The organism is Streptomyces tamarix, assembly GCF_032423885.1.
GTDB classification, from domain to species: Bacteria; Actinomycetota; Actinomycetes; order Streptomycetales; family Streptomycetaceae; genus Streptomyces; species Streptomyces tamarix.
In genome coordinates this window covers 1-12,391 of record NZ_JAWCTQ010000065.1, presented here as the reverse complement: position 1 = coordinate 12,391, position 12,391 = coordinate 1, and the positions used below count along the sequence as shown (strand labels likewise).

Below are 12,391 nucleotides of genomic sequence, written 5' to 3'. Positions count from 1 at the left end.
CACTGGCGGCCTGTGCGCCGCTTGCGGCGGAAGCGCCGCGCCGTGGCTTCTTCATTCGGCCGGCCCCCGCGTGCGAGGCGGGGACCGGCCGGGCGCTACGGCCCAGATCGCATCGGAGGTGCGACCCATGCAGAACCGTATCGAGGACCGGGCCCTGGCCGCGGACCTCACCGCCATCTACGCGAATCAGCACGTCCGGGTGCTCGGGATCGTGTCGCGCACGCTGCGTCCGGAGGACCGGGCCGCGTACGTCGACGACCTGGCCCAGGACGTGTGGCTGATGGCCTGGCAGTACCTGCTGCGCGGCAACACCATCGACAGCCCCTCGGGGCTGCTGGCCGTGCTCGCCCGCCGCAGGGTCTACGCCCACTACCGCTCGGCGCGGGTGCGCCGGGAGCAGGTGGTCGAGGCCGCGGCGCTGGAGCGTGTGTGCGCCGAGCTGGCGGCCGTCGCGTGAGCGCGGTCCGGCGGGCGCTCCGCCTCCTGGGCCGTGTGGCGGGCAGCGAATGGCAGTGCTGCCAGTGCGGCCGGTGGTTCTCGTCGCCGACGCCTTCGCAGACCTGTCCGTCCTGTACCTGATCATCAACGGTAGGTCAGCCCCGGACCGGCCCACGTCATCGCCGGGCCGGTCCGGGGCGACACCCGGCCTGCCCCACCCCCCGAGCTTCGGATGGAGACAGATGACGACGACGATCGAGCCGCTCACCACGGTGCCAACGGCTCTGGACCCCCTGCCCCTTTCGGACACCCGGGCGAAGCCATCGCCGCCCGGCCCCGAACCTTCGCCCACTTCGGCCGAGGCTTCGCCCACTCCGGCCGACGCTTCGCCCACTTCTGAGGAGGGGCCGTCGACCGGCACCCCGGAGGTCTCCAGGAAGGTCAAGATCGGGCTCGGTCTCGCCGCCATCGTTGGCGGCACCGTGATGGGCGCGATCGGCTTCTACCTGTCCTTCGGCAACCTGTCCAAGGCCGGCCACACGGTCTTCGGGTTCTCCGTGGAGCACGCCCCGTACTTCGCGGTCGGCGTGGACGTCGCCATCGTGACGTGCCTGGTGCTGGACCTGTTCATGGCCTGCATCCGTACCTCGTGGCCGCTCCTGCGGCTTCTGGCGCACGGCATGACGGTGGCCAGCATCTACTTCAACGCCGCAGCTCACGGCGCGATCACGGAGAACTGGGACAAGGCCGCCAGCCACGGCCTGATGCCGGTCCTGTTCGTCATCGGGGTCGAGGCGGGCCGCCGCATCCTGGTCCACCAGGCCGCGCTCCCCGCCGACCACGACGTGATCCCCGGATACCGCTGGGTGCTGGCCACGGGCCAGACCGGGCGGATCTTCCGGGAGATGAAGCTGTGGGACGTCGGCTACTCGGTGGCCATGTCCCGCCAGCGCGAGCGGGCCATCTTCGACGCCTGGAACGAGTACAAGGCGGAGCTGGCCGCCGACAAGCTCGCCGAGGGCAGCGAGGAGGCCCTGGCCCGGCTGCCGAAGAAGCTCCGGCCGTTCGGCCTCACGGTCGACGAGGCGCTGGCCCTGCCGGACCGGATGGCCCGTGAGGAGCTGCGCCGCAAGCAGGAGGCCGAGAAGCGCGACCGCCAGTTGGAGCTGGACCGGGAGCGCGCGGAGCACCAGGCGGAGAAGGAGCGCCTGGCGCACCGCAAGGAGATGGCGGCCATCAAGGCCGATCTGACGGCCACGGAGGGCGTCGCCGGGGCCCGGGCCCGCGGGGCGGTCGCGGAGGCCGAGGCGCGAGCTGAGGCACAGGCGCGGGCGGCGTCCTCGCTGAGCGAAGCGATGGAGTCCCACGAAGCGGCCGAAGCCAAGAAGCGGGCAGCCGAAGCGAAAGCGAAAGCTGCCGAAGCCGAAGCGCGCGCCGCCGAAGCCGACGCGGAGAAGATGACCGCGCTGGCGACGAAGGAGACGGAGAAGGCGAAGGCGATCGAAGCCGTGCACCGAGCGGCCGAAGCCGAAGCCAAAGCAGCCGAAGCCCAGAAGCGAGCGGCCGAAGCCCGCGAGGCGACGGCCCGGCTCCTGCGTCGCGCGGTCGAGGCTGAGGACTTCGTCAACCTGAGTCAGCGCCAGCGCCGGGTGCGGATCGCCGCGCGGATGCTCCTGACGGCCGGGGAGCGCGAAGTCACCAACCAGGAGATCGCCGCAGCCATCGGCGTGAAGTCGGAGGGCACCGCCTCCGAGCACCGTGCCGAGGCGGTCGCGCTGATCGAGGGCGGCTACCCCGAGTACGACCCGGACGTCCCGCCCCGCAGCGAGGCGTGAGCAGCACGCCGGCACCACCGATGAAGGCCAGCCCCGCGGGAATCGGGGCTGGCCTTCGTCGCGACTGCCGGAAGCAGTCACAGCGACCAGGACGCGCTTACCGCCCTGGTCACGGCCACAACGGTAGAGGAGAACCCCCGAGATGAGCAGGACTTCGTCCGGACCGGAGTGGTCCGGGGACATGCTGACCAAGCCGGAGATGGTGGAGGCGTTCTCCACCCAGCTCCGTGGCGTGCTCAAGTCGCAGGCCGCCTTCGTCGCTGAGGTGCGGCAGGAGGCCGAGGCGATGTGGAAGGCCAACCGCCCCGAGGGCTACAGCAGCTTCGAGGCGTGGTGGCGGCACCGGTGGGTCGTCGGCCCGTTCCGCGAAATCCAGGAGCACCTGGAGGAGGCGGCCAAGCTGACGTTCGACCTGGAGGCCCGCTACCGCAAGGGCCGTCACGAGATCCCCGCCGCCCGGCAGGCCGCCGCGCTGGAGAAGAAGCAGGCCAAGCAGGCGCCGCAGATCAGCGGCGGGTCGGCGGCCGTGCCGCCCAAGCCGGTCGAGCCGCCCACGGCCGGGTCCGCCCCTCGCGACTTCCTGGAGCTGGTGAACCGGGAGCGGTCGGCGTGAGCGGAAACGGAATGAGCCCGGAGGCGCTGAAGCGGCTCCGGAACCTGGCGAACTTCTGGAACCCGCGGATGCAGGCGGCGACCGACGACGCCGACCTCGCCCGGGTCTGCTACGAGCGGGCCAAGGCCGCCGCCAAGCGGGCCCAGCGCAACGGCCAGCCGGGCGCGATGCACGAGCTGGCCAAGCAGCTCGCGCAGTGGGCCGCCGAGATGGAGCGGCAGGACGCGAACCGCCCGCGCCGTCACCCGGCGTAGTGCACATCTTCATCATCACCGCCCGCCCCCCGGGTCTCCGGGGGGCCCAAGGCGCGACGCGCGTACGCGCGACGCGCGAGGGTCGCCGATTACGTGACCCTCTGTCAACCCCGAGGAGGGAGTGTCCGTGAGCACCGACGACCCGGGAGGAACGCTGTACCCGTTCCCCCACGTCAGCCTCCCGCCGTCGCTCGACGCGGCGGCAGGCGCCCCGCCGGAGCCCGCCGGCGCCGGAGAGGACGACACGGTGCCGATGATCCCGGTCGGCTCCTGGCCCGCGCTGCCGGACGTCTCCGACATGGCCCCGCCGCTGCACATGACCGTGGCGGGCGTCCCGGATCCGGAACCCGGCGACGAGGACGAGGAGGGCGCGTTCGTCCCCCCGCCCCCGGCCGACCCGGACAACCCCCGCGCCAGGGACGCCGCGGTGATGGGCATGGCGGTCCTCGCGGCCGTCGGCGTCGCGTGCGCCCAGGGCATGTGGCAGCTCGCCCAGGGCGCCCGCGCCCGCGCCGAGCACCGCAAGGCGGTCGCCGACCAGGCCCGCACCGCCGCCGACAAGGCCGCGGACCAGGCGGCCGGGCGCCGCGTGCAGCCGAGCCCGGAGTACGGCCGGAGCCAGAAGGCCGGCGGGGGCGGGCGCGGCGGCGGCACCGCAGGAGCCTCCGGGAGCGGCGGCGGCAAGACCGGTGGAGGCGGGGGCGGCTCCAAGGTCCCCGCCCCCCTCCGCTCCAACAGCCCCAAGAAGGGCCCTGACGCCGCCTCTGGCAGCCGTCCAGGCGGCATCGGCCCCAAGGGGCACGGCGGCGGCTCCAAGAGCCCCAGCGGGGCACACAAGGGATCGGGAGGCGGCTCGGGGTCCTCCGGAGGGTCCGGCGGCGGCAAGGGCGCGGCCGGACGCGACAGCAAGGGCCAGGGCGGCGGCTGGAAGCGCAGCCCCGACGGGCCGGTCGCCACGGAGAACGCCAAGGCCCGCAACCAGCGTCGCGCGGCGAAGCAGGCCGCCGACCTGACCGACCGGACGAAGGACCGGGACGCCGCTCGCGAGAAGCAGCGGCGGGCCGACAAGGACGCCCGGAAGGCCGAGAAGGACAAGGCCAGGGAGAAGGCGAAGGACGCCGACCCGGCGAAGGACAAGGCCGCGAAGGACGGCACGGACCCCAAGCCGAAGGACGGCAAGGGACCGGGCGAGAAGTCGAAGCCGGAGGACAAGCCCGAGGTCAAGACGGAGAAGGCCGACAAGGAGCCGAAGGCCGCCGTGGCGAAGCCGGAGGCTGACGAGGCGAAGGTCGAGGGCGACGAGGCGAAGGTCGAGGAGAAGCCGTCCGGCGACGGGGAGAAGGTCGACCTGGCCAAGGAGCCGGAGGCGAAGGCGGAGGCCGCCGAGCCGAAGCCGCTGTTCGACCCCGACGCCCCGGTGGTCGGCACGCACAAGCCGGACGACGGCAAGGACGGCTGGAAGGACAAGGGCGGCACGGTCAACCCGCCGCCCAAGGCCGAAGAGGCCACCGGCCCGGCCGGGCAGGACGAGACGGCCGCGGGCACCGAGGCGCCGGCGGGCGAGACCAACTCGCCGGACTGGGACACCGCCGAGCCGGACCCGCCGTTCGGGATGCCCGGCATGGACGGGATGCGCCCGCCGCCCGCCTACACCGGCCCGGAGTTCGAGTTCTGGCTGAGGCGGGACGACCCGCCTCCGCCGGACCCGGAACCGGCCGGTGCCCTCACCCGAGGGCGCCCCGCCCTCCCGGCGGCCACCGCCACGGCGACGACCGCCAGCTCGACACCGCCGGAGCCGCCCCCCGCGGATCCGGCCGTACCCCCGCAGAGAGGAGCCCGGTTCGTGAGCGCGCCCGTCAAGAGGCCCGACACGCAGTACAGGGACGCGGACCTGACCATCTACGACGTCATCGACGCGGACGCCGACGCGGCCCGGGAGATCACCGCCGGGGTCGAGGAGGCACTGGCCGCCGCCGACGGCTGCGAGCGCCTGGTGACCAAGCTCGAAGCCCTGCACGCCAAGGTGGTCGAGCTGAAGGTGCCCGGCGTCCTGGAGGGCATGGTCCTCCGCCTCATCGAGAAGACCGGCGAGGTCAAGGCCCGCGCCGACGCCATCGCCGCCGCCCTGCCCCGCGCCTCCGAGGCCATCGCCACGGCCGGGAGCAACGCGGAGGCCATCCACCGCCGCCCGGCCGACGTCACCCGGGACATGGGCCACACCCGCCCGGCCGACCGCGAATACAACATGGAGTAGGAGGCCCTCATGGGCGAAGCACTGGAGAAGGCCGGAGCCGCGGCCGGCACCGTCGCGGCCGCGACCGGGAAGGCGGCGGCCGTCGCGGGCGCGGTGGTCGCCGAGGGCGTCCGCTACGGCGTCGTCATCGCCCAGCTCACCCTCGCCGGGGCCCGGCTGCGGGGGCTGAGCGAGCAGGTCCGCTCGACGTACCGCTACGTCGAGGGCTGCGCGACGTCGGTGGACCGCCTGGCCGACCAGATGGCCGGGCTCAAGGTCGACCGGGACACGGTCGCCGAGCACCACGACGCCGCGGCCGTCATGCGGCAGGTGCTGGAGGAGGCCGAGGCGATGGCCGCCGCGACGGAGGACCTGAGCGCGCTTTTCGACCAGGCCGCCGCCGCACACCAGGCCGACTACGGCCCGGTCGCCGAGGCGTTCCACGCGATGCCGGTCGAACCGGCGGAGTCGGAGTTCTACAGCAACCGCTGATTCCCACCCACCCCCTGACGAAGCGGCGGCCCGCGATGTGGCCGCCGCTTCGTCGTCCACCCCGGGCAGGCCGGGGAGAGACGGAGCGGACCCGATGTTTTCCCCCGACCGCACCGAGCGGCTGCGCGGCCAGCTCGACACCGCCCGGCGACGGCTGGACACCGCACGCAGCCACACCGGCCGGGTCGCCACGGCCGCCGGCGCCGCCGTGGCGACCGCTGGCCTCTTCACCCCGGAGGTCACCGGCGAGTCGCTGGTCGCCACCGTCGTCGCCACCGGTGCCGGGCTCGTGGCCCTGCCCACCCGCAAGGCGACGAAGGTCAAGGAGACCAAGGTCGTCACCGAGCACCACGACGGCATGTCGGTCCACACCCGCACGGAGCCCACCCACCAAGCCCGCACGGCATCCGTGCTGTACGCGGCGCCGGGCGTCTCCCTGATGGCCGTCCTGGTCGCCGAGCGGCTCGTGCCCGGCGTCCACTGGGGCGAGGCCCTGGCGGTCGCGCTGTGGTCGGCCGGCACCTGGTGGCTGCGCCCGGCGCGGGCGGCCCGCCACATGCTCGTGCCGCCGCTCCCGCCCGTCGAGAAGACGGCCGACCTGGTCGTGGTGGACCAGACGGCCTACGAGCACCCGGCGGCCCAGTGGTGGGCCGAGCGCGCGGCCGTCGAGGGCGGCGCCGCTCCCGGCACGCTCCTCGAGGACGTCGAGCGGACCGGCGAGAGCGCGATGCGGGCGGTCATCCGCTCCGCCATCCCCGGCGAGCCGGTGCCCGACATCTCGGTGCGCCGCCTGTCCGCCCTCATGGACGTGCCCGAGGACCTGATCGCGGTCGGCCCCGTGCCCGGCCGCGGGGCCTCGGTGCGCCTGCTCACCGTCGGCACCGCCGACGAGGCCCTGGACGCCCGCACGGTGTGGGCCACGCGCATCGCGCCGCTGGCCATGCCCGGCGCGACCATCACCGACATCCAGTTCGGCCGCATGACGGCGGCCGTCGACATGACCAAGGAGATCGACGCATGACCATCAGCAGCCCTGTTGTCCCCGGCATCCCCGACGGCCAGATCGTGGAGCTGCGGGTCGAGGTCCCGCCGGGCCAGGTCATCAAGTACGACCTGGCGGCCCTCGCGTCGGCCTTCCAGATCACCGACCCCGGCCGGATCGCCGTCGAGACCGACGGCTCCCGCACCGCGCTGGTCACGATCTACCCGTCCAACCCGCTCGCGGTCATGCCGCCGCCGTCCCCCGAAGACATGCTGATGGACCGGTACGGCCGGATCGTCGTCGGCCGCTACCACAACGGCCGCCCCGCCCGGCGGCGCCTGTTCGACCCGAGCACCGGCTCCGCCGTCCGCGCCCTGACCTTCGGTACGACGGGCGCGGGCAAGAGCCGGACCGTGCAGTACATCCTGGCGTGCGAGAAGAGGAACGGGATCGTCTCCTGGTACGGCGACCTGAAGGGCGGTCAGTCCGCCCCGGAGGCCAAGGGCCAGGTCGACTGGCTGGCCACGAGCCAGGAGGAGGCCATCCTGATGCTCCGGGCGGCCGTCGCCGTCGCCCAGCAGTCCCGCCAGCCGCGCTACGCCGCGATGGGCCGCAACGCGTTCGTCATCGGCGACCCCGACCCGCTGCTGAGCGTGCGGATCGACGAGGCCAACCGCCTCCTGGAGAAGGGCGCCCCGTACCGCGAGGAGGCGACCTACCTCGTCAAGGAACTGGGCAGGACCGGCCGGTCGGTCGGCATCGGCGAGGAGCTGGACGCCCAGGCCAGCCACCTGGAGGAGCTGGGCGGCTCGGACACCCTCCGGGCGATGCTCAAGGAGGGCGAGGTCACGCTGCTGCGCTGGAGCTCCAGCATGATGCGCCAGCTCGTCGCGGACGGGCTGCTGCCCGCCGGCACCCAGCTCGTGCCGATCCCCAAGAGCCTCAAGCCCCGCGTCCTGCGCTCGCAGTTCGCGCCGGGGGCCGACGACGACGATGACGTCTGCGACACCCAGGGAACGGCCTACCTGCTCTCCGGCCCCCACCCGGCGTCGATGATGCGGCACTTCCGCATCGGCTCCATCCGGCCCATGCCGGGCCTGGACCCGGAGATCCTCGCCCTGTACGGGCCGGGCGACCCGGCACGACTGGAGGAGGCATCGCTGGAAGCCGCGGGCGAGGCGTACGCCGCACGCGGCACCGAGGCGATGGCCGCGCTGTGCGAGGCCGTCCGCGAGGACCAGCAGAAGCAGGCCGCCAAGACCCAGGCCACCAAGGGCGGTCGCGGAGCCGCGCTCCTGGCGGACCGCATCCGCGTCGTCCTGGCCGACAGCGACGACCCGCTGAGCCCCGACGAGATCACCCTGCTCGTCAACGCCGACGGCGGCCCGGAAGTGCGGGTCGGCTCCGTCCGCAACGCCCTCGGGGTCCTCGCCGACTCCGGCGACGTCGTCCGCGCCGCACGCGGCCTGTACGAGATCGCCCGCTGAACCACCCCAGCACCGCACCGGGGCCCTGGAGATGACGCCTCCGGGCCCCGGCCCCTTCCCCATCGCGACGAAGAAGGAGCACCCAGTGGAGCACATCGACCGCACCGCCGCCGACCGCCCGCTCAGCGAGTCCGAGGCCGAGGCCCGCGCCCGCCAGCTCATCGACTCGGCGTACCGGCCGACGTCGTACCGCGACAGCGCCCCCGTCCCCTCGTACGGCCCGACCCCGCCGGTCGCGCAGCCGGGACGGCCGCCGATGTCCCAGCGCGCCACCGACATCAGCGGCCTGATGCTCGCCGCCGGCGCCGCCTCCCTGCCCCTCGGCGGCAGCGCCGCCCTCGTCCTCTACGCCCTCGGGCAAGTCGACCCCGCCACCCTCGCCGTCGGCGCCACTGCCCCCGTCGCCCTGGTCCTCGCCGTCGGCTCGCTCATCCGGTCCGCCGGCCGCGCCAAGGCCGACGCCGCGCTGACCACCCACCACCACCACTACACCGGCACGGTCCGCCAGGAGACGACGACCGTCTCCAGCACGACCCGGGGCCTGTTCGCCCGCAACCGCGTCGACGTCCGTTGAGTCCGGAAGGGGACCCGCTCGTGCCCACGAACATCGACGCCCGGCTGGACGCCGCCACCACGACCGTCCTCGCGGAGATCAGCCGCACCGACGCCAAGGCCGGCGTGCTCCTCACCTCGTTCTCGCTGCCGCTCGCCGCTCTCGTGGCCACCGTCCCCGGCCGCGACCTGCCGCCCCTGGCGGCCGTCTGCGTCGGCGCCGGCACCGTCGGCCTGGTCGCCGCGATGCTCACCGTCCTGGTCGTGGTCCGCCCCCGCCTCGACGGTGAGCATCGCGGCTCCTACCTGCACTGGGCGCGCTGCACTCCCGACCAGGTCCTGGCCGACCTCGCCGCGCCGACCGGCCAGGCCGAGCACGTCATCCGCCTCTCGGAGATCGCCCGCCGCAAGTACGGGGGCCTGCGGCTCGCCGTCGACATCACCGGCACCTCGCTCGTGGCCTTGGCCGCCGCTCTCCTCACCGCCCTTCTCTGACCGCCCGCTCCAAGGAGGCTCCACATGCTCACGGCCATCGTCGCCGTGCTCGGCACCCTCGCCGGATCGCTACTGACCGGCACGCTGCAGCACCTCAGCCAGCGGGCCCAGCGCCGGGCCGCCGACGCCGCCGCCCGCCGCGTCGAAGGGCTCGCCGCCGTGACCGAGCTGGCGACCGCGCTCTCGAATCACCGGCGAGCGATGTGGGTCCGGGAGGGCCAGCGCCTGCGGGGCGAGGACTGGAGTGAGGCCCGCGCGGCATCGCACGCCACCCGGTCCGCCGTCACGGCCCCGCTCCTGCGGGTTTCAGTTCTCCTGCCCGACCTCGCCGCGGTCGCCCAGGCCGCCGCGAGGGCCACGTACGAACTGCGCGGAGCGAGCGGGGAGACCAGCCTCGCCGCAGCACGCGAGCACGCCATCCAGAAGACCGACGCCTTCATCGAGGCCGCCGGAATCGCACTCGCCTGACCCGGGAGACCGAGATGCCGTTACCGACCGAGCCCACCCAGTGGACCGTCACCCTCGCCCCCGCCCAACCGCTCCCGGCCGGGCCGACGCTGCGGGCACGGGCCCGCCGCTGGGGGCTCACCACGCTCGCCCTGTTCGCCGCGTACCTCATCGGCACGGCCAACGCCGACGGCAACACCACCAGCCCGCCGGCGCCCGCGTACACGCAGGCGCCGACCCCGACCCCCGCTCGTTGAACACCACAAGCCCGGGGCCATCCCGGCATCCACGAAGGACGGACTACATGACGAACACGGACACCACCACCGGGTCGCTCGCCGAGCTGCGCGCCCTGCTGAACGTCGATGACGAGCAGTGGCAGACGATCGTGGCGTGGCTCGTCGCCGCGCTCCTGCCGGGCATCACCCGCCCGGCGCTGTACCTCACCGGCGAACAGTGCAGCGGCAAGTCGGTGACCGCGACGATGCTTCAGCACCTGGTCGACCCCGGGGCCCCGCTCCGCCCGCTTCCCACCACCGAGAACGCATGGATCGCCATGGTCGACGCCTCCCGGGTCGTCGCCTTCAACGACGTCGACCGCCTCACCGACTGGCAGACCAACGCGCTGTGCGTGGCCCTCAGCGGCGGCACCATCGTCAAGCGGTCCCTGGGCACGGCGGAGCCCGTCTCTACGCCCCCCGCCGACCGGGCGTTCATCCTCACCGGGACCCTCCACCCCGAGCAGATCCGGGCCGACCTCGCGCAGCGCCTGGTCGTCGTGGAGCTCCCGCGGCTCACCGAGCCCCGCCCCCAGCTCGACCTCTGGAAAGCGTACGAGGAGGCCCGGCCGCGCATCTTCGCCGCGCTGCTCGATCTCGTGTCCGCCGTCCTCGGCAAGCTGACGGCAGTGCGCGAGAAGGCCGCCCGCGGGGACATCCCGGCGGGACGCATGGCCGACTGGAGTCTGGTCGTCGCCGCACTCGAAGAGGCCACCGCCTGACCGTCATTCCCCTTGGGCCCCCGGCCTGCCTCCACCGTGAGGCGGACCGGGGGCCTTTCGCGTTCCTGGGGAAGGGCGGAAGAAGGAGGGCTTCGCCCACGCCTGTTACGGGCCTTCGGCCCGGCGGCGCCACCTGTCCGGGGACGCACCCGCGCATCGGCGGCCGCGCGGTAGATCCCGGCAGCGAGTTAGTGCGAACTGGGCCCAGTTTCGCGGCCCGGCGCACTCCGCTCGCGCGGGTTTCCGGGGCAACCGGGCACGGTCGGGGAGGGGAGTTTCTCGCACTAACTCGCGGAAGCGAGTTAGTGCGAACTGATATCAGTTCCGCTTCCTGAAGCCGCCGCCGGTGGCCGCCGAGGGCCTTCGCCGGCCCCCGGGCCCCCGCTACGGTCGGCACCGTCCGGCGCGGGTCGGCATCGTCGTGGTGCACCCCGGCTCGCGCCGCACGGCACCGCCCCTCGGGTCCCTCGCTCCGGCCCGGCCGCGACCGCGCGTACGTCTTCGCCCGCGTCCGTACGTCACCGAGATGACGTACCGCGGCGAGCACCACCAGGAGCACGACGACGTCGAACCCGCCGCCCCATAAGACGTGCCGCACGACGAGGACCAGGAGCACGACGCCAACGGCTCTCCGCGACACCCGACGTGCACCGCGCCGACCCTCCAGCCGCACGGCCAGAACGGTCACACCTCTTGCACTTTGGCGCCCGCCGCCGCACGGCCCGGTCCGACACACCAGGTGCATTGCCTTCGCCTGGCCCGCCAGAGGGCTCCCCAGGGAAGTAGTCGGCGCCGCGACCGGTCGCGAGGGTGCACACGCGCGCGTGCCGGAGGCGGGAGACTCCTCCCATGAGCACCGCACGACGACGACTCGGCACCGGCCCGAGCACCAAGACCACGCCCCCGGCCGGGCCCGCACCGCGACTGCTGCCCGTCGAGCGCATCGAGGCCGAGCGGCTCCTGGACGACGTCGAGCACCAGGCGGTGGTCGAGCACAAAGGCCGGCGGACCCTCGGGCCGGGCATCGCCAGGGAGCCGGAGGGGTCCCCAGGGAAGTAGTCGGCGCGCTCTGCGGCCTCGCTCGCGCGTCCTCACCTGCGCCGTTCTCGCCGACCCCACGACGCCGAAGAGGACCCGAAACGGGACCCGGTACGGCACCCCAACGGGGACCCGAAAGGGGACTCCGAAGGGGACCCGGAACGGGACTCGGGGCCGAGCAAGCTATCGCGTACGACAGTCGTAGCCCGTTCGCACGCCGAGCAAGTTGGGGCGGAAGGGGAGCTTCCCCGTTCCGCCGAGTCAGACCGAGGGCGGCCCGACATCTCTTGCAGCTCCGTTCCGTCCGGACGAAACTCGCCCGGACGCCTCGGTCAGCCGCGCTGCTTGCGTGCCTCGCGCTCGCGCCGGCGTCGCTCCGCTCGGCTCAGTCCGGGCTGCTGCGCGGGGGCGGGAACGACCCCGGCCGGGCCCGCCCGGAGGTGTTCGGCGGCCGTCGTGAAGACGTTCGCCAGGGCCTCGCGCTGCTGCGTGTCCCAGGTTCCGGCGCGGGCCGCGGCGAGCAGG

At 73.8% G+C, this 12,391-nt stretch carries 15 protein-coding genes; 14 read left to right on the top strand and 1 reads right to left on the bottom strand.

The window, feature by feature from the left end; translation table 11 throughout:
- The first annotated feature begins 127 nt into the window (after nucleotides 1–127).
- The 14 genes from RND61_RS30680 to RND61_RS30615 all read left to right on the top strand — a co-directional run bounded on the left by RND61_RS30680 (nucleotide 128) and on the right by RND61_RS30615 (nucleotide 11,887).
- Entirely contained in the window at nucleotides 128–457 is a 330-nt protein-coding gene (locus tag RND61_RS30680; RefSeq protein WP_315881436.1) for an RNA polymerase sigma factor, read from the top strand.
- 223 nt (nucleotides 458–680) lie between these two features.
- A complete protein-coding gene (locus tag RND61_RS30675; protein ID WP_315881435.1) occupies nucleotides 681–2,273 on the top strand; it encodes a DUF2637 domain-containing protein in 1,593 nt (530 codons plus the stop codon).
- A gap of 142 nt (nucleotides 2,274–2,415) precedes the next feature.
- Nucleotides 2,416–2,886, top strand: coding sequence for a hypothetical protein (locus RND61_RS30670; protein ID WP_315881434.1), 471 nt, complete (start codon nucleotides 2,416–2,418; stop codon nucleotides 2,884–2,886).
- Nucleotides 2,883–3,140, top strand: coding sequence for a hypothetical protein (locus RND61_RS30665; RefSeq protein ID WP_315881433.1), 258 nt, complete (start codon nucleotides 2,883–2,885; stop codon nucleotides 3,138–3,140). The genes RND61_RS30670 and RND61_RS30665 overlap by 4 nt, the downstream gene beginning before the upstream one ends.
- Before the next feature lie 127 nt (nucleotides 3,141–3,267).
- Nucleotides 3,268–5,394 carry a hypothetical protein gene (locus RND61_RS30660; RefSeq protein ID WP_315881432.1) on the top strand — a complete coding sequence of 709 codons (2,127 nt, stop codon included), beginning with the start codon at nucleotides 3,268–3,270 and terminating at the stop codon, nucleotides 5,392–5,394.
- 9 nt (nucleotides 5,395–5,403) lie between these two features.
- Complete coding sequence (locus tag RND61_RS30655; RefSeq protein ID WP_315881431.1) at nucleotides 5,404–5,865, top strand: hypothetical protein; 462 nt, start codon at nucleotides 5,404–5,406, stop codon at nucleotides 5,863–5,865.
- Nucleotides 5,866–5,959: 94 nt separating this feature from the next.
- Nucleotides 5,960–6,886, top strand: a complete 927-nt coding sequence (locus RND61_RS30650) for a hypothetical protein (protein WP_315881430.1) — start codon at nucleotides 5,960–5,962, stop codon at nucleotides 6,884–6,886.
- Nucleotides 6,883–8,334 (top strand): transfer protein, encoded by a 1,452-nt coding sequence (locus tag RND61_RS30645; protein ID WP_315881429.1) that lies wholly within the window; start codon nucleotides 6,883–6,885, stop codon nucleotides 8,332–8,334. Before RND61_RS30650 ends, RND61_RS30645 begins: the two co-directional genes overlap by 4 nt.
- Before the next feature lie 85 nt (nucleotides 8,335–8,419).
- Nucleotides 8,420–8,908 carry a hypothetical protein gene (locus RND61_RS30640; RefSeq protein ID WP_315881428.1) on the top strand — a complete coding sequence of 163 codons (489 nt, stop codon included), beginning with the start codon at nucleotides 8,420–8,422 and terminating at the stop codon, nucleotides 8,906–8,908.
- A gap of 20 nt (nucleotides 8,909–8,928) precedes the next feature.
- Nucleotides 8,929–9,381 (top strand): Pycsar system effector family protein, encoded by a 453-nt coding sequence (locus RND61_RS30635; RefSeq protein ID WP_315881427.1) that lies wholly within the window; start codon nucleotides 8,929–8,931, stop codon nucleotides 9,379–9,381.
- A gap of 24 nt (nucleotides 9,382–9,405) precedes the next feature.
- Complete coding sequence (locus RND61_RS30630; RefSeq protein ID WP_315881426.1) at nucleotides 9,406–9,849, top strand: protein kilB; 444 nt, start codon at nucleotides 9,406–9,408, stop codon at nucleotides 9,847–9,849.
- A gap of 14 nt (nucleotides 9,850–9,863) precedes the next feature.
- Nucleotides 9,864–10,085, top strand: a complete 222-nt coding sequence (locus tag RND61_RS30625; RefSeq protein WP_315881425.1) for a hypothetical protein — start codon at nucleotides 9,864–9,866, stop codon at nucleotides 10,083–10,085.
- Nucleotides 10,086–10,132: 47 nt separating this feature from the next.
- Complete coding sequence (locus tag RND61_RS30620) at nucleotides 10,133–10,828, top strand: hypothetical protein (RefSeq protein WP_315881424.1); 696 nt, start codon at nucleotides 10,133–10,135, stop codon at nucleotides 10,826–10,828.
- A gap of 849 nt (nucleotides 10,829–11,677) precedes the next feature.
- Complete coding sequence (locus tag RND61_RS30615) at nucleotides 11,678–11,887, top strand: hypothetical protein (RefSeq protein WP_315881423.1); 210 nt, start codon at nucleotides 11,678–11,680, stop codon at nucleotides 11,885–11,887.
- Between the two features lie 311 nt (nucleotides 11,888–12,198).
- Here the strand turns inward: RND61_RS30615 and RND61_RS30610 are convergent.
- Nucleotides 12,199–12,391 (bottom strand): hypothetical protein (locus RND61_RS30610; protein WP_315881422.1); only part of this gene is annotated, 193 nt, incomplete at its 5' end.